This window comes from Lacrimispora indolis DSM 755, assembly GCF_000526995.1.
Classification (GTDB): Bacteria; Bacillota; Clostridia; order Lachnospirales; family Lachnospiraceae; genus Lacrimispora; species Lacrimispora indolis.
Genome location: NZ_AZUI01000001.1, coordinates 4092380 through 4116100, shown reverse-complemented (window position 1 = coordinate 4116100; position 23721 = coordinate 4092380). Strand labels below are relative to the sequence as shown.

The following is a 23721-nucleotide window of genomic DNA, read 5'->3' as shown; positions in this document are numbered from 1 at the left end:
TTTACCAAAATGCTGATACAGCCCATCATGCCATGGAATCAGAAACTTTTTCGCACCAATTCCCCGGAGCGGTCTTATCGTTGGTCCATGCAAACCTTTATGAATTTTCCCATGATCAGAATATAACTAAATACAAAAACAACGCCTGCAGCCATCAAAGGCCATTTTTTCTTTTTCTCCGGGATCATCAATCCAACCATGATTCCTACTGCACACAGGCATATTTTTAATAATGCAAAATCTTTTACACTGCATTTCTGGACAAATACATCGGCACACTCACACATCCCTTTCATCCACACTGTCTCCTTTCAAATTTTTCCCTGGTTCTTTTCAGTCACGTTCTGTTTACTTGATTCAAAGTTAGTATACGCTTTTGGAAAAATATTATTATATTCAAAAAGAAAATCCATGTTCATATTTTGATGCCACGAAACTTATCCGGAACTGACCACCGGAAAATTCTCATAAGCTTTTTACCTCCAATCTATTGACAGATCATTATCAACCTGCTATCATGTTCATTAATTGATAAATTATTCCATTTTTGAACAAAGGAGTGTGCTATGCAGGCAATTATTCTGGCCGCCGGAATGGGACGGCGTTTAAAAAAGCTAACTGAAAACCAGCCAAAATGCATGATTTCCGTAAATGGCATTCCTATGATCGAACGCATGCTAAAGCAGCTGGATCATTGCCGTTTGAACAGGATCATCATAGTCACCGGCCACAAGGGGGAAGAGCTTCAATCCTTTGTATCCTCTCTCCCTCTCTCCACTCCGGTCATGTACATTGACAATCCTGTGTACAAAACAACAAACAATATTTACTCCCTTTATCTTGCAAAGGACCAGCTTCTTTTGGATGATACCATTTTGCTGGAATCAGATTTGATTTTTGAGCAGGAGGTGCTGAACCAGATCATCAGTGACCCCTATCCCAATCTGGCTCTTGTGGCCCATTTTGAAAGCTGGATGGATGGGACGGTGGTCCTCCTTGATGAGCAGGACAATATTATGAAATTCCTCACACGGAAAGATTTCCGTTTCGAAGACATTCATTCCTATTATAAAACCGTCAACATTTATAAATTCAGCCGCAATTTTTCCACTACCCACTATGTGCCCTTTCTGGAAGCCTACAGTAAGGCCCTGGGTAACAATGAATATTATGAACAGGTATTAAAGGTCATTTCTCTTTTGGATGACCACGATTTAAAAGCCACCAGGCTGGAAAACGGCTTCTGGTATGAAATAGACGATGAGCAGGATTTAGATATTGCGGAATCTATTTTTACGGATTCCCAAAGCAGATTGTCCCGGTTATCAAAGCGTTTCGGCGGCTACTGGCGGTATCCCGGACTTCTGGATTTTTGTTACCTGGTCAATCCCTATTTTCCAAACAGCCGGTTCATGGGAGAGATCAAGGCCAGCTTTGAAATTCTTACCACCAGCTATCCCTCCGGCCTTGATGTCAATAACCTGCTTGCCGCAAAATCCCTTGGCCTGGACAGAAACCAGGTCCTCACCGGAAACGGAGCAGCCGAATTAATCAAGCCCTTGATCCGCAGCTTTAAACATGCCGTGGGCGTTGTGCGCCCTTCCTTTGAAGAATATGGAATCTGTTCTCAGAATGCGTTTTATTTTTCCGTTTCAACTCCTGATTATACATATACCGCCCAGGATATTATGGACTTTTACAAAGATAAGGAACTGGAGGCCCTGGTTCTCGTAAACCCGGATAATCCCACGGGAAATTACCTTCCAAAGCAGGACGTTTTATCTCTTGTCCAATACTGTAAGGCAAGAAATATCACATTCATTCTGGATGAATCCTTTATTGACTTTTCCTCTGCAGAGGAATCGCCCTCCCTTATGAGTCAGGAAATATTGGATGAGTACAAGAACCTGGTGCTTATTAAGAGCATTTCAAAATCCTACGGAGTCCCCGGACTGAGGCTGGGGCTTCTTACCAGCAGCGACCCGGAAATTATAAATCAGGTGCGGGAAGAACTGCCCATTTGGAACATCAACTCTCTGGCTGAGTATTTTCTTCAGATATTTGAAAAATACCAATCAGACTACCATGATGCTTTGGAGCATTTTAAAAGGACAAGAGAAAAATTATACCAGTCCCTTTCCTCCATCAGGCAGCTGAAGCTTTACCCTTCTCAGGCCAATTTCATCATGTGTGAAATCACCGATGGCTGTTCTGCCGGCCAGATCGCAGAACTCCTGTTAAACCGTTACAACATTCTGGTAAAGGATCTGTCCCATAAGCCGGGAATGGAAGGCAGGGAGTTTATCCGCATTGCAGTCAGGACAGAAGCAGACAACGAACGTCTGGCTGATGCGCTGAAACATATATTACGTTAGTCAAATACCCTGCAGTAAGCTGCGGGCACGAAAATTGAAGGAGGCAGCAACTATGAATACACAGGAAATATCAAAGGAAACCTGGAAACAGATCTGGACTCGGAAAGGCCGGGCAGACAGCTCCGTTACGGATCTTCTGGCATACGACGGCTATGAGGCCACCAAGGTGGATATGGAAGAGGTGGCCCGCCAGATCACCAAACGGCTGGATATACAGAAAAACGACAAAGTCCTTGAAGTAGGCTGCGGCGCAGGTGCCCTGGCCCAATATCTGGACTGTGATTACGTAGGCATTGACTATTCTCCTACCCTGGTTCAAAAGCATATCCAGTTTTTACAGAATTCGGTCCTGACAGGCGAAGCCGCGGATCTGCCGTTTAAGGATAATTCCTTTGACAAGGTGATCTGCTACGGCGTTTACCTCTATTTTGAAAATAAAGAGTATGCGGAAAAAGCAACAAAAGAGCTGCTTCGTGTTGCAAAAAAAGGTGTGCTGATCGGAGAAATCCCCATGCGCTCTCACCGGGAAGAGCACTTATTATTTTCTAAGAAAGAATTCCGTGACTGGGATATCAGCGATGGTTTTTATGACCCTTATAGAAATGACCGGTTTAATGCGGTTTATATTTTCTCTTAAAGAATATGCTGCGACAGCTTTGTTCCGGAAACATGCAGAGAGACTAACCCAGATAAGGTTAGTCTCTCTTTCTATTCTGCCGTCATTTGAGCCATCTCCATGATCTCCTCATAAAGGGCTGTAGCCGCATCCTCCTGGTAACCGTACATCAGGAGCACGTCAAGGACATAGGGGGAAAAGGAAATTCCCAGCAGTTCTCCGGCAAAAGCCATGCCTGCAATCTCACCCAGGCACACCAGCCTGGATCTATTGGAAAACGGGGGCTTCCAAAGTTCCACCTTTTCTGTCTTAGTATAAATGAAATCCTCCTTGCGGTATTCTACCCAGTGAAAGATCTCATGGGCAAGGAGGAGACTCCGGACATCAGCATGTTCCAGAAGTGCACCAAGGCAATGGTCCTCAATGAGCCTTTCGGCCCGTTCCACCCCATCCATGAAGATGGTCACCTCATCCGGCTCCACATACTGGGCAAAGATCACATGGCCGCCTCCTGAGGGTGTATCCGGGGTGAATACCTTAAGTCCCAGTTTACTGGCTATGACGTCCGGATCTTTTGTGTTATGCTCCTCTTTTAAAAGAGCAGCCTCCTCTCTTCCGCAACGCCCTGCCTCCAGGATATATTGGAGTTTTTGTTCCCGGTCAAACTTTCCTTCCAAAGGTTCTCTGGACCATGCATACATGCCAAACTCTGTTTCAGACAGCTTTGCCATATCCTCCATCATGGGATGGAGAGGGAGGATCCTGCCCGGTTCCTCCAGCCCAAAGTCAGGTACCTGCTGCTTTCCAAGCAATCCCTGAACCAGCCTTTTTGCGCCTTCCCTGTTCATGGGCATCACTCTCCTTTCCCATTCCTGCCTTATGATCTGCTTCCGTTATTCTTTATAACTGATTCTTTGCTCCAACAACGATGATGTCATCTCCTGTATCGATCATCTGCATCTCTACATCCATCAGCATCAGGATCTGTTCCAGTTCCCCGGTTCCGTTAAAGTCCATGACACGGGCACCTACACAGAGATAGTAATCGGGCCGCAGTATGGCATCGGCTTTAAATAATGCCAGTTCTTCCCACATCCTGGATACCACGCTCCGGTAAGAGGAGGCTTTGGCAAGCACTACCTTTCCGTCGGTTCTCTGAACTTTGATAAAGCCCTTTTTGTCCAGAATCCGGAGAGGCTGCTTTCCTTTTGCCTCCATATTATATACATAGAAATTTGACGTCTGGCCCACAAGGGTGATATCGGCAGGTTTGGCACGCATATCTTCTGCTGCCAGGGTCCTTGCCTCTGCTTCTGTACATTCTTTTAATAAGTCCGTTGTCTTTACCTCTGTGGAGCCTAATGCAATGGCTGTCAGTTTGGAGGTCTGCGGGTCGATTTCAATGTGGACTTCTACCGTATCAGGAGACGCGCCGCTTTCCACCGCTTTATCAATGGCCTCTCTCTTAATGCTTTTAATGTCCTCTGGTGTTGGATTTGGAACCACCCGCTCCACCACGTCCCGCACCATGGCAAGGGCTACGCCGATGGAGGAGATTACCTCCGCATTCTCAGGCACACTGTATTTGATGTTCATCTTCTCCGCGCAGAACCCGATCAGGGAGGTGGCTCCTCCGCCTACTCCCACCAGGGATATCTGGTCATGCTCCAGACGGTATTTATCAGCCAGTTCCATGATGATGGGCTGGATCTTCTCATAAGCCCTTGTCAGGATCTGTTTTGCCACCTCTTCCACCGTCACTCCCAGATAGTCCGCAACCGGCTGCATGGCTTTTCTGGCCGCATTGACATTTCCGTAGGAGAAATCCTTTGGAGTTACCAGACCAAGGACATTAGCTGCACAGCTGTTTGTGAGGGTGATCCTCTTTCCGCTTCCAAGGCGGATGGCCACATAATCATCAGGATCACCTTCCCTTGGAGAGAAAAATTCCAGCTTGGGATCAACGATTTCCGATTCATCGGTAAATACCGCATAATCCATGCCTGCGATATGGGCGGAACGAGGTCCCACATCATGAACGCCGCTTTTATTCACCCGGATCATGCTTCCTCCTGCCACACCCAGGACCCGCACATCCAGGGAACTGATGTAAGTCCTGTGACCTCCCACGATGGAATAATCAATGGCCGGACGCCCGTTTTTAATGACACCTATGTTGGTGGTGGTTCCGCCCACCTCAAAGTAAACGCCGTTGGAAGCCCTTAAATACATGAGAGAACCCATAACACTGGCCGCCGGGCCGGACAGCATGGTCAGGACCGGCCGTTTTTTCATCTCATTGATTTCCATGACGCCGCCGTCCCCGCGCATGATCATAAGCGGCACTTCTACGCCCGCTTTCCGTACGCTTTCCTCCGTGGAGTTTGCCGTATTTAACATCTTAGGCAAAATACTTGCGTTGATTGCTGCTGTCCTGGTCCTTCTGGTAAGCCCATACAGCTTGGTGATATCGGAAGCCAGCGTTGTTTCCATTCCCATCTCATCATGGGCGATTTCAAAGACAAACTGCTCTCCGCCGATGTCATCCACTCCGTATGTATCCGAAGCGACCAGCACCTGGGCACCTTCTGTCTTTAACTCCTCCACGGCTTTTTTCACCGTGACTTCATCCACATCCATATCCTTGATATAGGAGTTTTTGATCGTAATTTTCCTTCCTGAACCCAGATCAATGTCCTTTAACCTGGTCTGGCATCTGGATAAAAAGCCTTCCAGACCTGTTGGTCCCATTCCGATCACTCCTACTGTTGCAACATCCCCTTCGATCAGGGCATTGGTTGCCTGGGTGGTGCTGTGGGCCACAAAAATCACATCCTCAGGAGCAATGTCATTTTCCCTCAAACAGTTCTGAAACGCAGCCACAACACCTGCCGCCACGCCGCTGCGGTCATCATGAGTTGTCTTAACGGAGGATTTACCGATTATTTCATGTGTTGCATTATCTATGGCAACTGCCTTTGTATGGGTCCCTCCTACATCGATCCCCATTCTTACCAATCTTTTTCCCATGTGTTTTCTCCCTCCATTAACCGAACATGATAAATGTAATGATCTGCAGGATAATACAGATGATCCAGCCGCAGACAATGCTTATTTTTAAGAAATCCTTTGTGGAAACCTTGGCATAACTGATTCCCCACACGATCCAGGACTGGGTGATGCAGCAGGAAACGTTCATAACTGTTGTGGAAGCGATCATAAGGGGAGCAAGGAATGTTGTGGAAAAGCCGATTCCCTTTAATATCCCCAGGGTCGCAGCGCCGCAGCCATACAGGGTAAAGGGTCCGCGGAACAGTCCAAGAGGCGCAAGCACACAGAATATGATGGTAATAAACAAGGTGCTGTTTGGAATGATGTTTCCCAGCAACGCATTAAAATATGGAATACACAGCTCTGCAGCCTTGTTAAACATGGGCACCATCAGCAAAAAGCCGACCAAAGGAGCCGTATCCACCACGCCGTCAAAGAAATCCTTATTAAAGGTACGGCATGCGGTCCTGAAATCCTTAAGCTTCCCGCATACAAACAGAGCATAAAAACCGCCGATCAAAAAGCCCATAATAATTGGAACCTTAAATGCGATCAGCAAAAAAACAGGGATAAACGGCGTCAGCAGAGATCTGCCCGGCGCAAAATCAATTTTCTGTCTCATAGGCCTTCTGGCTGCCCATGGATGGACGGTTTTCTTTTTTCTCATAAAGAACAGCACCAGACAGATGGTGAAAACAAGCTGGACAGTCAGGGCAATCCCGCCCCACCGCACATACTGGTCATAAGGGTAAACCGTCTTTCCCTCTGCATCCAGGAAAAATGCCGTATACTGTCCGAACAATACCGGATTTAAGAACATCCCCGCCCCGATGCTCAGCATGAAGGAAACCACGGAAAGCACCTTGGGAATTCCAAGGGACATGAGGATGGGAAGAACGATAACTCCGATGGCAACCACCGCACCGGCTCCAAACAGGGAGGAGAAAATGGCAGTGGTAACGATGCATAACAGGATGCAGGTCACAGCCGGCTTATCGCCTCCAAGCTCTGTTGTTTTACGGATCAGGGTGGAGGCAATGCCTGTTTCCAAAAGGACACGCCCGAACCATGCACCAAATACTACGTTGACAAGAACATTGCCCCAGCCTTCGGGGCCGCTTTGAAATACCTTGGCAAATGCCTGGATCCAGGTGATCTGGATCCTGTCTGCATTGGCTGCCACAAACTCCGGATTTGTTGCAAATGTATTGCCAAGCATTGGAAGCACGGTCCAGAGAATTGCCATGACCAGCATCCCCATCATTAAGTTCCCGCCCCTTGCGGCATAAAATGCCAGGCCAAAGAATGAAACCAAAATCAGAATCCCTATGATATATTCCATTGATTTACCTCTCCCTTTTTTACACTCTTTTTCTCATATTATGAACAGTTCCTTATCTCTCCAGGGAATTTAAAGTTTCCCATACTTCCTCAATCACAGGAATGCCGTTTGTTAAGTTATCTTCTCTTGTCTTTAATTCCAGCTCGCCTGGATAGAATACTTCCCCGCCTTCTGCAGCCGGTTCCGAGGACTTGATGTCCCTTAATATCTCCTCCACAATGGCATCGGTTTCCTCCACGGAATTGAATTTTCCCGGATCAATGGCAATCATCACCTGGGACAGACCCACTTCATCTCCAAAGGTGCCGATCTTTCTCACAGAATTTCCATTAGTCAGTACCGTTGCGATCAAGTCCAGGGCAATGGAGATCCCGCTTCCCTTCCAATAGCCCATGGGAAGGACTCTCCATGTTTTTTCAATTTCAGCGGGATCCGTAGTGATGTTTCCGCTGGTATCATAGCCGCCGGGAACCGGAAGCTTCTGTCCTTTTAATCTTGCCTCTTCGATCTTACCATAGGAGAACTGGGATACCGCACAGTCAATGACTGCATGCTTTCCATTGCTTCTGGGTATTGCCATGATGAAGGGATTGTTTCCGATTTTTCTGTCCTTACCGCCCCATGCAGGCATGTTGGGCATGGTGTTGGACCAGCAGATTCCAATGCAGCCAGCATCAGCCGCCTGCCATCCATAGCTTCCGCCGCGCATCCAGTGGTTATTATTGCCCAGGGCAACAACTCCTACGCCATATTCCTTTGCCAGTTCACAAGCCCGGTCCATAGCAAGCTTTGCATTCAGAGGGCCAAATCCCCGGTGCCCATCCCACCGCTCTATGGTACCCATGGAAGACTCACAGGTGGCTACCGCTGTTGGATTGATTTCTCCCTTGTCCAAGTAACTGACCACTCTTGGGAAACGGTTTATGCCGTGGGAGTAAACCCCATCCAGACTGTTTTTGGCAAATACCGTGGCAGCTCCCTCTGCATGTTCTGGGGAAAAGCCCCTGCTCTCTAATATGTTCTGAAACTTCTTTAATAAATCCTCGTATTGTACTCTCATGCCTTTCATTCTCCTTTTGATTCCTGTACGCCGGGTTTCTTATTTTTATCTTTCTCTTAACGAGAAAGCGCTTTCTTGATTTTTATTATAACATTATTAACTTATATGTCAATATAAACCTGAGCATTCTTCCTAAATTAGTATATTTTATACATTTTATTGGTTTTATTTTTGTAAAATATTTATATAAAATTTGATTTCAAAAAAGCGTTTTCCTGTTTTGTAAAAAAAAGCGGTGCTTATCTTCCAATATTCTTGAAAAATAAGCCTCCGCATACAAGAAAGCGTTTTTACTTCTCTTGCTTTTCCTGTCTGATTTTTCTTCCTGTCATGCGGTTCCCCGCACAATCAGCTCCGGCTGGATCGCCAGGCTGGAAGCCGACGTCTTTCCCTCTAAAACCTCCTGCAAAAGCTGGGAGCATAGACCGCCCAGTAATTCCGGTTTATTGTCAATGGTCGTAAGCTCCGGCTCACAGATCAGGGAATCCGGCGAATTGTTGTACCCTGTGATCACCACCTGATCCGGAATCAAATAGCCACGCTTTTTTAAACCTTTCATCATGCCAATAGCAGTAATGTCTTCCCCGCATATCACGCCGGTGAAACCGATGCCAGAAGCACATAGAGTTTCCGCCGCTTTCAGACCGCCTTCCAGGCCGAATTTGCCGGGTATCACCCGCTTTTCCGCCTCCGGAATATCATGGAGCTTCATGGCTTCTAAAAATCCCTGACGTTTTGCCCAGCCGCTGTCGGTCTCCATGTCATAGACGTAAACCAATTCATTGTGTCCTTTTTTAAACAGGTAGTCCACTGCAGTCCTGATTCCTTTTGTGTCATCCACCAGCACCGAATAAAAATTAGGCAGGTTCACCTTACCGTTAGCCACTACTACAGGAATGTCTTTTATCTTGGAAGTAATGTCAGGATAATGAATCAGCTCATTGAACACAGAACCAATGAGCACAATTCCGTCAATCTGCTTTTCCGACAGGATTTCCATATATTTTTCACATTCTTCTATGGAGCCTCCGGTATTGCATACCGTCACATTATACCCTCTGTCGCTGAACTCCTGCTCGATCACATAGATCATGCGGGCATAATGAGTCACTCTTACATCCACAGTCAGGATGGCAATGCTTTTCATCGTCTTTGAAACCAGCCCTCTTGCAATTGCGCTGGGTTTATAATCGTATTTCTTAAGTACCTCTTCCACCCGCTTTTTTATCTCCGGATTCACATTTCCCTTGTTATTCAGAACACGGGAAACCGTTGATATGGAAGTTTTTGCTTCTGCAGCAATATCATATATATTCATCAGTGATCACCCTTGAAAGCCCTTTCCTAAGCTTATTCTATCTGATTCTTTCAGGTTTGTCACGGATTTTTGTAATTTTTACAGAAGAATTCTCCTGAATCCGGCCATAAGATCCTGTGACCGGCTTTGAAGTAACATGATAAATTCCATCAGGAACAATTCTTTTTTATTGTCATATTCTCATATTCCTTTGGAGTATAACCTGTGATCTTTTTAAATACGGCGCTGAAATAGTATTGGGTATCAAAGCCAAGCATATCAGAAACTTCATACATCATATATTGATATGTTCCAATCAGCTCCTTCGCCTTTTCAATCTTAACCTCCGTTACATAATCTGAAAAATTTTTTCCGGTCTGTTTTTTAAAAATACTGCTTAAATGCCCCTGGCTGATGTTCAGCAGAGAAGACATCCGGCTTAAGGTTATCTTTTCCTTATAATGCTCCCGGATATATTCCAGAACCAGTTCAATATACTTGTCCTTCCTGCTTTCCTTGTAAGTCTCCAGCGCCTCTGCCACCTGGTCCCGGAACCGTTCCAGCCAGGCGATCACGGCATTTAAGTCAGTCAGCCGGTTTAACTGCCCTGCCACATCCAAAATATAGGGAAAACTCTGGTCCTCCCTTTCTTCCAAAAGAAATGTTATAAAGTAATAAAGATTGCTGCATGCATTTACGGCCTGTGAACGGGATGGCTTACACTGGACAAACAGCTGAATGATCTGGTTCATGATATGGGAGAAGCCGTTCCGGTCATTTTGACGGACCATGCCTGTCAGTTCCTTCTTTAAAAAATTAATATTAAAGCTGCGGCGGCTGAAACTTTCTTTGCAATTTTCCGGATAAAAAACAATCCTCCCATGACTGTCACAATACGTATCATTTATAATACTCATAGCCTGGTAAAGAAGGTCCTGAATCTCCTCCGCCTCCCTTACCGGCCGGCTGACCGCAATGGACACAGGAACCTCAAAATAGTTCTTCATCACCTTGCAGAACTTCATGCTCATGGTTTCAGCCTGTTCCTTATAAGCATTCATTCCCTCCAGTGAAAGAACAAGGATAAAACCATTCTGCTCTTTTCTTAAGAGGCAGCTTCTGTCAAAAAAACCCTTTACCATTTCCTGAATGATATTTTCCGCAAAATTCATAACTTTTTTCTGATCAGCTCTGGTGTATTTCTCGGAAAATCCTTCAGACCCGTAATTAAAATGAATCAGCATTAAAAAAAATACCGGATATTGTTCCCGGATCAGCCCACATACCCCTTCATCCGTCTGAGTATCCGCATCGCAAATCAACATATGTCTGAAATAATTCCCAATTTGCTCGTCCTCAGTTGCTTCTCCGCCCTCCATTGCAAACGTCTTGCGACGGCTTAGATTGCATTTATCTTTGGCCCTTTTCAAGGCCCCGATCAGTGCAGTCTCATCAAGCTCCAGTTTTATGAGGTAATCAACCGCGCCCAGACGCAAAGCTTCTTTCACCAAGGAAATTTCCTCCAGGTTTGTCAGGAGAATAAAGGCGGCAGGATATCCATTTTCCACACATGCCTTCATAAAACTGATCCCATCCATGACGGGCATCCTGATATCTGTTATCACAATATCCGGCTTAAGGCTCTCCATTTGTGCGAGAGCCTGCCGGCCATTGGAAACCTTTTTTACTATTTTACACTGATGCTCTTCCCAGTTAAGAAGGGAAGTGATCCCTGCCAGAATCAGCGGTTCGTCGTCTACGATCATGATTCGATACATATTTCATACTCCAAAGGAATTTTTACGGTTACCTGTATACATACCTCTGCCTTGGCTCCCCTTAGCTTTTCCAAAGAATTTAAAGGCTTAAGTATTTCCTCTTCCTGTATTCGGTTCCATTCTTCCTCTTCGGCGGCAAGACAGCCTTACAGTCCCAGCCGCCTTTTTGGTAATGCGCTTGTTATATATTTCACATTGATTTTTTATTGTTTAACAAAATAGCCATACTCTTTCATACACTGCTCTATGTATTCCTGATAAGCCTTTTCCAGCCACAAATTCCTTAAAAGAGTCACAGATTCCTCATACTCCGCCTTTCCGTAGTCCTGCTTATCCAACACTTTTAAGATTCCCTGGGAAGCTCCATAATCCAATACACCGGTGCTTTGCCCCGGCTCCATAAACCGGGTCTGTTCTGCCAGCCATGCCATTTCCTGATTGTCCCTGGGAAAATCAGCCGTATCATATTCTGCTTCCTCGTATTCGATGCTGATCTCTGACCCTGCATTTACCTCATTAACGATATCTGACGGATCCTTGCCTCCGGCAATTCCTTTCTCCACAAGACTCCAGACCTTTTTCAGCTCTTCCGGAAATTCTCCGGCCTTCATTCCGTAATACATATAGATTCCAACCCTGGCTTTGCAGCCCTCATCAAACAGGACCGGATCTGCACTGGCGTAAAGCTCCTGCAGCTGCTCTTTGGAAGGCTTCAGCCTTTCCTCCAAAAGTTTCCCCTTCAGTTCGTCTCTTATTTCCATCTGGGTTCTGGAGATATACTCCATCAGCCCATACTGGCCGGGACCGTAAGAAATACTTAGAGAATACTGCCGCTTTTTGTTCTCTCCCTCCAGAGATCTTTTTATGTCCTTTAAAGTTATATCCGCAGGGATCCCATATTGGGAAGCATTCAGCCGTTCCGCCGTATCCCAGGCAAGACGGTCCATGGCCTTTTGTTTTAATACTTCCCTTGGGATCTCTCCCTGGACTAAAGTGTCCCAGAACCCATCTTCATTTGGATCCAGCTGATATTTATTGTAAAAATAAGATGCAACTTGAGCCCGGCAGTCAGTTTCATAAAGCGCCAGATGGTCCTGGGTAATGGCATAGCCACCCATTTTCACCACTTCATAGGAAGGCTTTTGCAGCCACCGGGTTCCTGCCACAAAAAATGCAATGATTAAAACTGCTGCCATTATCACGTTCCATCTGCGCGCTTTCTGTTTCATAGTTTCCTCCTGCTCCTTACAGTATCCTTCTATATTTTACCAGTTCCTGAGTCAGACGTCTCTCCATTTCATGAATTTCTTCCATTTCTGCATCAAGATCCTGGAGGACGCGTTTCGCTTCTTCAATCAGTTGTTTTAAACCTGCTTCATCCACATTACTGTAATCTTCCGGATTGATATTGGAAGCCAGATCAATAATAAAGCTTAAATTCTTTTTAATTACCTTTTCTGGTACATAATCGGCTTCCCAGATCAGCGACGGTTTTAAGGCGCCTTCCTTAACAGTTCTGGAGGAATAGATGCCTACATAGTTGTTTTTGGCTGCCGTTGGTATGCTGATCTCAAAGGAGATTTCCGTGTCCCCATTGTTTTTCGCTGCATGAACAGCTTCCGTCACATCCAGCTTCTGTATCAGACTCTCCGATGTCATGGCTTTTGTAAAGGAGGCCGCGGGATTTGTGCCTAAACGGGCCGGGAAGCTGTTGAAGGTTACTGTATTTCCCTCCCAGCCATTTTCCACCTGATAAATATCTGCACTGGTAAAATCCGCACTTGGCGTATCTGTCAGCTCAAAGGCCAGATAAACTGCCTGAGTGGTTTCCGGTAACTGGTCCAGGCTGAACTTCATAAGGGACTTTCTGGTATAATTCTGGGCACCGGCATCGTATTTTACAATCAGGCTGGAGGAACCGCTGAAATTTTTATCCCCGTCTGATCCCCCCTGTACATAAACATCATCCATGGCCTGTGCGGATTCCTCGCCAATCTGGACTTTAACCGATGCAGTAAACCCTGCCGTATTGTATAATCCCTCAGGCAATACCAGCTGTCCGGTTAAATCATAGGTTCCCAACACGTCCTTCTGGTAATCCCCTCTCTCCCACAGAATATCCAGGGAATGGGTGCCTCCGGCATTATCATAGGCTTCCACTGTTTTGGGAAGCTGCAGATCTGTGAACTTTGTTCCGGGAGCTGCCTTGATCCGGTCGAATTCTCCGGTAATGCCGATGATTTCACATGTTTCAGGGGCCAGCACCTTTAGCGTGATCCTGCTGGTTTTCCCCGCCAGACCTGCTGTCCTCACAGCCAGCTTGATAAACGGAGTTTTTTGAAGCACTTCGATGTTGCCATCGGATTCCTTGACGTCTCCGCCTGTGTAGGGAAGAGAAATCTCAATGGTTCCATTGTTCTCCTGAGTGGGATCCGACACCCCCAGGATTGCCTCGTCCCCGTTGACCTGCATCGTTATTGAGGCGGCCTTATTTGATGTAATTCCAGCCGCGGTTGTTGTTTTGTTGTTCCAGAAATTCACTGCTGTTATTCCCAATGCCGTTTCTCTTACGGCATGAGCATCCTCGCTGCACTCCAAAATTTCAATGTCAGGTGCTTCACAGTACTGTGCCGTTTCCTCCGCATCCTTTCCGGGCAGAATCACATAGGAATAATCTGCATTGACCGGCTTTTTCCCATGGTCGAACCAGAAAGCGGCAAACTGGTTTGTCTCCTGTCCCTCTGTGGTTCCCTGGGCATTCCAATTGCCGGTCCGCTTTTCTTTTAAGGCCATAACATCCGCTTTTCCCGGAAAATAATAGCCCATATCAGAGCCTTCCGTATTTCCTTCCAGGTGGATCCAGGAAGCGCCGGTTATTTTTGATCCTTTTAAAGCACTTTCCCCACCGTCGTTCCTGATGTCCATTGCTTCCCCGTCGATCAGCACTTCATTGCTTCCATCCTCATTAAGCCTCCGGTTGTCAATAATGGTTTCCACGTAATTTCCGGTGTCAGAGGTGATCCCGCTCCCCACTGCTGCGATTTCATCGTCAAACATAAACCAGGACTTTTTTGCATCTGTGCCTGATCTGGTGCTTCCGCTGCTGCCCAGGGTCTTAAAATGCATTCCTGCCCCGCCGTAATTGTCCAGGCTGGAACCGCCCACCCAGCTGTAAATATTCTTGGTACGGTCACCGGCGCCATTGGGGCGGGTCACATATTCCGTGGTGGTTCCTGCCAGGCGCTTTGGATCTACAGTAGCCCAATAGCCTTCCCCATACTGATCTCTGTCATTGTTGTAGAGGTATGTCATGCCATCGGAAATGTTCCAGGTCCGCTTTCCTTCATCGTTGATCAGCTCATGCCCATAGGTACGGCTGGAATGCATGGATAAGGCAAAACCGAATTCCGGCATAATATGTACCAGTTTATCCATGCCCGCAAACAGCTTGTGAAGCACATACTCACTTCTCGGCTCAATGGAAGCATCGTTCATGATCTGGTTTGCTCTCATTAAGGAGGCAATATGAGTGCTGCGGCTGTAATAATAGTCTTCATCGATTCCTATGAAATACTTCATCATGCGGTTAAAGCGGTCCTGCTGCTCTGGAGGCATGGCATCCCCTATGAGCATCATGGCATCCATGATTCCCGCCCCCCTTGCCTTGTCGCTGGAGGTTTTTCTTGTAATGTCTCTTCCGGATATCATATCCATGCAAAGGCCGTTATAAATAAATGGCTCGATCCCTTCAAATACCATATCAAAGATCAGCTGCTCCCCGTGATCCTCATAGGTCAATTCAAAATCAGTGCCTGAAAATACGGAGAATAAAATGCTCAGCTTCTCATACAGCTGAGAACCGTATCCGCCCATATAGGCCAGCGCCTGGTGCTGGATAAAGGACCCGTCTTCATAGAATCCATCTCCGGTGGTCACATATTCAAACACGGTTTTATATGCTTTTTTCACATGATCCAGTTTCTCCCTGTTGTCGGTCAAAAGACCGGTTTGAACCACTACCATGCCCTTATCGATCAGATTTGCCCCTGTCATGGCCGGAGAACCCGGGTAGCCGGAAGGGCGGTCGCAACGGCTGGTAAACCGGTTGACTGCTGCTGCATAACGGTCAATTTGTTTCGGAGTCAGGTCCTCATAAAGAATCAGGGCAGTGTTTAAAAATGCGATGGGGCCTCCGATTTCCCAGTGCCACCAGTTTCCAAACACCGGTGTTTTCTCATCGCTGCTGCTGTAGTGATGTTCATTCATGAAATCCAGGGCCAGGATCAGTTCCTTTTTTACTTCCTCGTTCTGGTACAGCTGGCAGCCCTTTGTTGCCCATGCGACCGCCATATCCTTTAACCGGTAAAAGGTCTCAGCCACATTGCCGGAATGGACCTTGGCCTCTGCGCCGGTCCCTTTGATATAGCTCATATCCAGATCGCTCCAAAGATTGGTTCTGGACTCATCACTTCCCTTGATCATGGTCTTCCAGCATTCCCCGGCTTTTTCATCCATTCCCTTTATGTAGGTGCGGACCGCCTCATTGCCTGTATCCAGTTCTCCTCCCAGCAGGGTGCCAAGCCACTTTTCCCTTAATTCCTGAAACTGGGGATCAACCGGCTTTTCCGTCTCGGTTGCGCGGGTGATGAGCCTTGGCCCTTCCTTTCCTTCTGCCCTTGTGGAATAAAAATCAATCATGTTGTCATTGGCCGCCACAGGACAGCTGATTTCAAAGGAAATTGCCGTTTTCCCTTCATTCAGGGCATTTTTCACGCTTTCACCCACATCTGCGGTTACGATCCCATCGGATATATTGTCCTTTGCAATCACTGCATCCGCTTTGTCTCTGATTCGTTCCGGCTTTGTATTCCAGGTCACCGTACCAGAATTCCAGCCGCTTTTCACCTCATAAATTTCCGCAGAAACAAAATCTTTTGCGGGATTGGTATTGCTGATTCCTCCTGTCAGCTCAAGTACAAGATCAGCCTCCTTCGATTCTTTTTCCACCCCCGATAGATTAAAGGTCATAATTGTTCTCCTGGTATAATTCTGCTGGCCGTCGGAGAATTTGACTCTTAGTTTGGAAGCATCGTAATTGCTGTACTGGCTGCTGGTTTTACCGGCATCACTTCCTCCCTGGAGATAAGCATCCTCTGTGGGAACCGTGACTTTTTCCTGGGATTCAAGCGATTCCATGGCTGCAGACAGCCCCGCCGTAAGCTCATTGATCCGTTCTCTCACCGTTCCGGTAAATAAGCCGGCCTCAGGAGGGCCCACCTTTTCGTAAGTCAACTGGCTCTGATCGTATACCTTCTGAAAAATGCCTTTCCCCTCTTCCATAAGCTCCAGGACTTTCCCATAGGACTCAGCCGAATAATCACCGGGATTCAGACTCTTTGCTTTTTTATACACAGCGGGGAGGCCGGGAAGAGCCACTGTTATATCATACTCCGGCAGCCAGGAAGAGGTTTTAAAGTTCCTCGCCTTAAATACCACACTGTCTTCATAAATCTTTACATGGTAGCCGACTCCGGCATCCTTTACTCCGTTTTCCGTCTCATTATAGGAGGGAACATCAATCAGGGTACCGTATTCCCGGTCAATGGCTTCCGCAACCCCAAATCCGTTGTGAATGTGGCCGGACATGTAGATCACCTGAGGATATTTGGAGAATATCTCTTTTACTTTGGAGTCCTGGTTTCCGAAATCCAGCAGAATATTACTTCTCCAGTGAGTATCCTTTAATGCATTGTGTCCCATGACGAAAATCGGTTTATCCGGGCTGGCATTTTCAGCCAGAGTCTCATCCAGCCAGTTTAACTGCTCCTGAGAAAGGTACATGGCATCCTTTAAACCGTTTTCCGTATTGATTACAATAAAATGATACCCTCCCAGCCAACGGTCAAAATAGACGGTTTCCCCGTTGTTTGGCATATACCTTTTATTCTTATTCAGATAAAGGGCTTTTGCAGTTGGCCAGTATGCACTGATAACAGTTTCATCTTTATTCCAGTCAGCAGAATTGTATCCTCTCACATCGTGATTCCCTAAAGTCATGATAACCTTATCGTCAGTGACAGGAGAATACTGGTCCATGATGTTATAGATCCCATTATACTGGGCCTCTGTTCCGCTTTGTGTAAGATCACCCAGATTCAGCACCCCCAGGGAGCCGGGGGCAATGATTTTCATATCCTTTAACCCTGCTATAAAATTTGCAGCATTGGCATCCGACAGGTTATCGGATTTAATATGGACATCGGAAACCACCTGGAAGCTGCAAAGAGGCTCACTGCCTTCCAGAAATTCATTGTATTTTTCTTTCAGGCTGCTGACGGCTGCCATGGCTGCGGATGCTGTCATTCCCTCCAGACCGTTCTTTACCTTTTCTATTTCTGCTTTCATCTCGTTGATCTGGTCCACAGGGTACTGGGAACCCGGCTTAATAGAAGCCAGCTGGTCTTCCATCTGTTCTATGGCTGCCATGGCTCCTTCCGCTTCGTAAATGGTCTTTACGGCAGATGCTTCGATGGCCTTCCTATATACCCGGAGTTCATCAATGATGCAGCCGCTCATGCCATAACAGCCTCTGCCGTCACCGCCTAAAATGAAATCCAGCCCCGTATCAGCTGATTTTCCTTTGTGCCCTGTCATAGAAACAGACGAATATTTTTCTCCATCTAAATAAACTGTCATATCACCATCCCTGTCAAAAATGCCTGCTACATGATGCCATTTGTCATCATTGGATGGTATTCCTTTTAATTCCACCCGGCTGTTTCCTGTTCCTGAAAAATTCATTCTCATATCCACCTTACTGGTATTATTAAAATTACCAAAGGCCCAGCCTGTATTGCTGCCGCTTATGTAATCTTTATTGGAAAGGATGGTTCCGTTATTTTGCCCGTGACTTTCTGTCTTCATCCAGAAGGACAGGGAAAAATCTTCCGTTCCAAATGTTAAATCTGTGGTTTGGCCGTAATTAATATACTGGTCGGCTTTGGTATTGGCCTCTCCTGCTTTGCTTCCGTTATCCGGGGAAACGCCGTTTCCCCGGATTCCCTTGACAAAGGCCGGCTGGCCGTAAATGGTTCCATCATTTCCTCTTCCGGTCTGGTCCTCAGCCTTGTTCCCGGATATGCTGCCCTCATCAAAGGAAGAGTGCATGACCAGCCCGTCATTTAAAATTGTTTCCAGAGCATTTTGATCCATATCAGCTGCAAAGCTCCCGGGCAAAGGAGCTGCGTAAGCAAGATTTCCCGTCAGCACGGAACAAATCAGTACCAAACTGCATATCTTTTTCCATTTTACCTTCATAAGACCGCTTCCCCCAAATGGTCCTGAAAGAGGGAAATCCCTCTTTCAGGTTAAATTGATTACCGGACCCAGGCTCCGTTTTCATCTACCTGATACCCGTCCGCTGTTGTGGTATTGGTACAAAGGGCTCCCATCGGTCTGCTTCCGCTTTCCCCTGTCTGATATCCCCATTTGCCGTCTTCTGTTTTCTGCCAGCCGGTTTCCCCCTGGGTAACAGGATTGAAGTAATACCAGATTCCATGAATCTGGACCCAGCCTGTTCTCATAGCGCCGGATTCATCAAGATAATACCAATATCCATCGGATTCTTCCTTTACCCAGCCCGATTCCATGGAACCATCCGGGCTAAGCCTATACCATGTGCCCTGATCCACGATCCATCCGGTCTGCATTATGCCGGATTCATCAAACCGGTACCATTTCCCGCTGATTTTTGCCCATTGGTTGGATGCGTAGGTCTTGTCAGCCTTTAAGAATTTCCATGCCGTTCCATTGGCCTTCTGCCATTGTCCGCTTATGTCTGCCCCCGTCTTTTGAGAGACCGTTTGAGAGGATGTGCTTCCTCCTGAACTGCCGGACCCGCCTCCCTGAGAGGTTTCCTTTATCACTGTTATCTGGAATACGTCCGTGAACACCTTAATGGCATTATTGACCGCTGCGCGGTATGTGATGATCACATCCTTTACGCCCGGCACAGAAGTGCTCACATCCGATATCTCATAGCCGTTTATGGTCTTTAATGAGCCATCGCTGTATACCGCAGCCACTTTTAAGCCCAAATGACTGATCCGTTCTCCTGTTTTGTATTCTGTTTGACCGGGCAGTGCCATAATCTTTATCCCTGTGACGATCCTGGTTTCTGTTCCCGAATTTCCGCTGAATTCCAGACCGTCAACAGCCTCTTTCAAATAGTCGTATGCCTGGTCTACCCTGTCCTGATCGCCCTTTGTAAGAGTTTTATCCTTTAACACAGATTTGGCCTCTGAAAGAGCATCCTTTAACACCTCATAGGACTCCTCCGTATAATCCTTTTTGTTCTTGGATTCTGCTATGAGCACCAGATCCCTAAGGGCAGAAGTATCAGGTTTTAAATTTTCTTCTGCATCCAGATTCCAGATAGCCTCCATCAAGAGGACATAAGCATTATGTACTTCTGATTCGGTTGCCTTTGTATTGATCAGTACAGAGGCAGCCTGGTTGAACGCCTTCATAAAACGGCTTTTTGCCCCATCGGTCAGCCGGTCCAATACGCCCTGATTGATCAGATCCGCCGCTTCCGTATAGAGAACAAGAAGGGCATTCTTATCTTCCGGTTCAATAATGCTTACAGTTACCGCCGCAAACTTCTGATCCGGGTTTTCTATTGTCTCATGGCTGTTTAAATCCAGATATCCGATGCAGGTATAGGAAAATACCTTTTCCGGTGCATAGGCATTGTCCGGGAACCAGTATTCAATGGGAATTTCTGCTTCTTTCCCATTATCCAGCAGCACAGCGGCCGTCTTTGGAAGTCCCAGTTCCTCCCACGGTGTTCCAACCAGCTGGATAATAGGAGGAATATCTCTGACAGAGACGACTTTGTGCAGCCCTTCCATAACATACACGGTACACTGAATGGGCAGCTTTACCCCGTTTGCCTTCCCATACACCACAAAGCTTCCCTCGCTCTGGTAATTTGCAGAATCAACGCTGTTCCATTCCACGGTCACGTTTTTTTGTTCTCCATTTGAGTAATTGACTGATACGGTTTCCGGCAGAACCGGCATCTTCCCAGACGGCGTTGATATGGAAACAGCTTCTATCCCCGTTTCATAAACATTGCTTAATACCATGGTGGGAGCCATTTTTCCACCGGCCTCTTTGGACGCAAAATCAATGCCGCCGTTGTCACCGTTTGCATACTCACCGAAATAATCGGTTGTCATAAGGAAGGAAAACTTTGTCTGTCCTTTTTTGACATAAGCATTCTTTACCCAATCGGTCACATCCAGCTCCACCATATTGTCATGGACATCCCGGATATTGGCGTATACGATCTTTTCATCACGGATCACCAGATTATCTGAGGAAGTATTGGGAGCAGAATTCCATGTCACCGTTCCTTCTTCCCAGCTATCATCCACCTCATAGACCTTGAGATAAAAATGATTGTTAATGGTTTTATAATCTGACTCTGAAACCGGCCTTGTCATTTGCAGCCTGATGGTAATGCTGGAAGCGGATTTAAGCATCTGCTCATCATCCTTTAAGTCAAAGCCAATCAGTCCTTTTCTCGTATAGGAAGGAGAATTATTGGCGGTTTTGACTTTAATGACACTGGGATCGGAGCTTCCATACGCTTTGTTTCCATCGCTTTGCTGGATATAGGCATCCTTTGCAGACACCGTTTCCTTTACGCTTGTTCCATCCCCCAGCTCTCCTATAACAGTCACCTTTGCCGTGCATGTTTCCTTCAAGCCTGAGACGATTCCTTCTACCGTAATCTCACCCTCATGGGAATACTGCTCCAGGGTGAGGGCTTCCCATGTCACACCAAGCTCCAGGGTCAAACCACCTGCAAATTCCGCTGTAACCGTTACCGGCAGCGCCGGGTAAATTCCTGCAAAAGTAGAAACTTCAACCGGCTCAAAATGTTCCGGTGCATCAGCTACAATTATGGTGGCAACAACCTGATTGGATAATCCTGGAAGAACTCCCGCAAGTTCCATGACTCCCGCCTCCATGCAGTCTTCCTTTGTCAGCTCATCCCATTGAACCGGATAATCATAGGATTTGCCATCCAGAATGATTTTTAAGGTTGCCGGCAGTTTCGGCACAACTCCGGGAGTGGTTACGATATGAACTTCCTCCACATCCTCTGCCAGTTCATCCTCACTGGAATATTCCAATGCACCTATATCCACACGCCCTGCAATGGTATTGCCCATAATATCTTCAGTGGGCATTCCTTCGATCCTCTGTCCGGCGCGGATACATGGTGACATTTCCGTCAGCTTATAAGGCTCCGCCAGACTCTGGATCCTTTCTTTAGTGAAATCAGAATCCATGAGATCTTCCAAGTCCTCCAAAGGATACTGATAGTTTGAATAATCCTTTCCCGCCTTATAATCAATCAGCATGGGATCCATAAATATATTTCCTTTGGCCTGCAGGCTCTCCTTATCCAAAGCTGAGCCGGCAATGGTATTTGCAATGACATCCGGATAGAAACAGTTGTTTTCTATGACGCTGTCCTCATGAATGGTGGAACCCTGCTCTAAAACCGCAAAGTCAATGGTTGCTCCGTCCTTTGCCAGAACAATGTTATTTTTGAAATCCACATAACAGGTTCGTTTACTCTTCCCGCCAAACAGAGAGGTCTTAATATCTTCACCAAAAACAACAATGGTATTGTTATAAATTTTACCCACGCCGGGCCCTGCAGAGGTGGTATTGTCGTAATGGAAGGTCTGCTGCTGCAGCCTGCTTCCTCCCGGATAGGTGCCTGCACCGTCATTGATGCTTATGTTATAACGGAAAATGGTATTTTTCTGGCTGGCCATAAACAGCATGACCCCGCCGCCGCAGTCGTGGCTTAAATTGTACTGGAAAATATTGTCCACATTCATCATATCAGAGTCAAAGGCCTCACCGTCATCGTATCCGTACCGGTTTCCGTAAACCTCATTGTACTGTACGGTGACATCATCGGCAAACATGGTCCAGCACTGGGCATAGTTTACCGCTCCCCTGTCATAGCCGCAGGAAGAATTCACCATATTCCCCTCGATCAGTCCGCCCTTTGTTTCCGTCAAAACGATGCCGTCACCAACCACATCTTCCAGATAATTATTGCGTATGGTCACATTGGAGTAGTTTTTAAGGAATTCATTCTTTCCCCAGCCGGAATCAGATATATCCGTATTGCATTTATTCCGGATTCCTTCAATCGCCACGTTTTTTACATAATTTCCTTCAATGAGCACGTCTTCAAAGGCTGCCCGCCCCATGGCTTTGGCTGTCAGATTACCGCTGTCATCAACGGTGACCCTGTTTCCGTCTTTGTCCAGGTAATGACCCATGACGATGATTCCTCCGGAGGTTTTCCCTCCTTTAAAGTTGGAGTTGACATCGTGTACATAGCAGTTTTTCACGGTGATGTGCTTGTATATCTTTTTCTGGTTGGAGGAATAGATCAGGATCCCGGCTCGCTCGCTGGTGCCGCTGTCCATGGCTTCCCCCATCTTATCCGTATTTTCTAAGTTGGTCACTTCCAGATTGTAAATTTCCCAGTATTCTTCGTTGTAAATCGTCACCGCACCGGTGATGGAAGGGCCGGATGTACCATTGCCGTTAATTACGGGACGGCTGCCCTCTCCATACTGATCAATGGTAATCGGCGCGCCCTCTCTGCCGCTGCCTTTGGGATTCAGCGCCTGGTTCCAGATACAATCCGCTTTCAGCAGTATCTTGTCTCCAGGCAGAAAGGTTTTGGAATTGACCCTGTCAAAGGTCTTCCATGCAGTTTCTTCTGTCTTTCCGTCCCCGCCGTCATTGCCGTTTTTGGCATCCACGTAATACACAGTTCCCTCCTCCGGCACTTCCTGTGCTTTTTGTGCATTGGATGCAGTGGCATAACTGGCGTTGGACCTTGTGGCCATGTTTTCATCCATGTTTTCATAGCTGCCTTGCGGCATTTCCCGGACATCAGCAAATCCGATCATATTCACGGGCAAAATGCCGATCATCATCACTGCTGCCATCATGCCGGCCGCTTTTCTTTTGAAAAGCTTTCTGCTTTTTAGCATAAGAAAAGATCCCCCTTACTTTTTTTACACCCTTATCCGTTCTTCCTGAAAACAGCGTCATTTTCCATAAAAATAACGGAATAACGGCGTTTGGTTTA

General features: G+C 46.7%; 12 protein-coding genes. 2 read left to right on the top strand and 10 right to left on the bottom strand.

The window, feature by feature from the left end; genetic code table 11:
• Positions 1 to 74 precede the first annotated feature (74 nt).
• Complete coding sequence (locus tag K401_RS0119720) at positions 75 to 296, bottom strand: hypothetical protein (protein WP_024294572.1); 222 nt, start codon at positions 294 to 296, stop codon at positions 75 to 77.
• A 270-nt stretch (positions 297 to 566) separates the two neighbouring features.
• Between K401_RS0119720 and K401_RS0119710 the strand changes: the two genes are divergently transcribed.
• Together K401_RS0119710 and K401_RS0119705 are read left to right on the top strand one after the other, a co-directional pair.
• Positions 567 to 2375: an aminotransferase class I/II-fold pyridoxal phosphate-dependent enzyme gene (locus K401_RS0119710; RefSeq protein WP_024294571.1), complete on the top strand. Its 1809-nt coding sequence runs from the start codon at positions 567 to 569 to the stop codon at positions 2373 to 2375.
• A 52-nt stretch (positions 2376 to 2427) separates the two neighbouring features.
• Positions 2428 to 3012 carry a class I SAM-dependent methyltransferase gene (locus tag K401_RS0119705; protein WP_024294570.1) on the top strand — a complete coding sequence of 195 codons (585 nt, stop codon included), beginning with the start codon at positions 2428 to 2430 and terminating at the stop codon, positions 3010 to 3012.
• Positions 3013 to 3083: 71 nt separating this feature from the next.
• Here K401_RS0119705 and K401_RS0119700 read toward each other — a convergent pair whose 3' ends face one another.
• The 9 genes from K401_RS0119700 to K401_RS0119655 form a co-directional block, all read right to left on the bottom strand.
• Entirely contained in the window at positions 3084 to 3839 is a 756-nt protein-coding gene (locus K401_RS0119700; RefSeq protein WP_024294569.1) for a hypothetical protein, read from the bottom strand.
• Between the two features lie 52 nt (positions 3840 to 3891).
• Complete coding sequence (locus K401_RS0119695) at positions 3892 to 6021, bottom strand: hydantoinase/oxoprolinase family protein (RefSeq protein WP_024294568.1); 2130 nt, start codon at positions 6019 to 6021, stop codon at positions 3892 to 3894.
• 16 nt (positions 6022 to 6037) lie between these two features.
• Entirely contained in the window at positions 6038 to 7384 is a 1347-nt protein-coding gene (locus K401_RS0119690; RefSeq protein ID WP_024294567.1) for a citrate transporter, read from the bottom strand.
• Between the two features lie 52 nt (positions 7385 to 7436).
• Entirely contained in the window at positions 7437 to 8444 is a 1008-nt protein-coding gene (yiaK, locus tag K401_RS0119685) for a 3-dehydro-L-gulonate 2-dehydrogenase (protein ID WP_024294566.1), read from the bottom strand.
• 328 nt (positions 8445 to 8772) lie between these two features.
• Complete coding sequence (locus tag K401_RS0119675; RefSeq protein WP_024294564.1) at positions 8773 to 9762, bottom strand: LacI family DNA-binding transcriptional regulator; 990 nt, start codon at positions 9760 to 9762, stop codon at positions 8773 to 8775.
• A 149-nt stretch (positions 9763 to 9911) separates the two neighbouring features.
• Entirely contained in the window at positions 9912 to 11519 is a 1608-nt protein-coding gene (locus tag K401_RS0119670; RefSeq protein WP_024294563.1) for a response regulator transcription factor, read from the bottom strand.
• 203 nt (positions 11520 to 11722) lie between these two features.
• The gene (locus K401_RS0119665; protein WP_024294562.1) at positions 11723 to 12748 is read right to left on the bottom strand and encodes a hypothetical protein; all 1026 of its coding nucleotides are present in this window, start codon (positions 12746 to 12748) and stop codon (positions 11723 to 11725) included.
• A gap of 16 nt (positions 12749 to 12764) precedes the next feature.
• Positions 12765 to 18836 (bottom strand): polysaccharide lyase family 8 super-sandwich domain-containing protein, encoded by a 6072-nt coding sequence (locus K401_RS0119660; protein ID WP_024294561.1) that lies wholly within the window; start codon positions 18834 to 18836, stop codon positions 12765 to 12767.
• A 59-nt stretch (positions 18837 to 18895) separates the two neighbouring features.
• On the bottom strand, positions 18896 to 23623 hold the full coding sequence (locus tag K401_RS0119655) for an Ig-like domain-containing protein (protein WP_024294560.1): 4728 nt from the start codon (positions 23621 to 23623) through the stop codon (positions 18896 to 18898).
• Between the last annotated feature and the right edge of the window lie 98 nt (positions 23624 to 23721).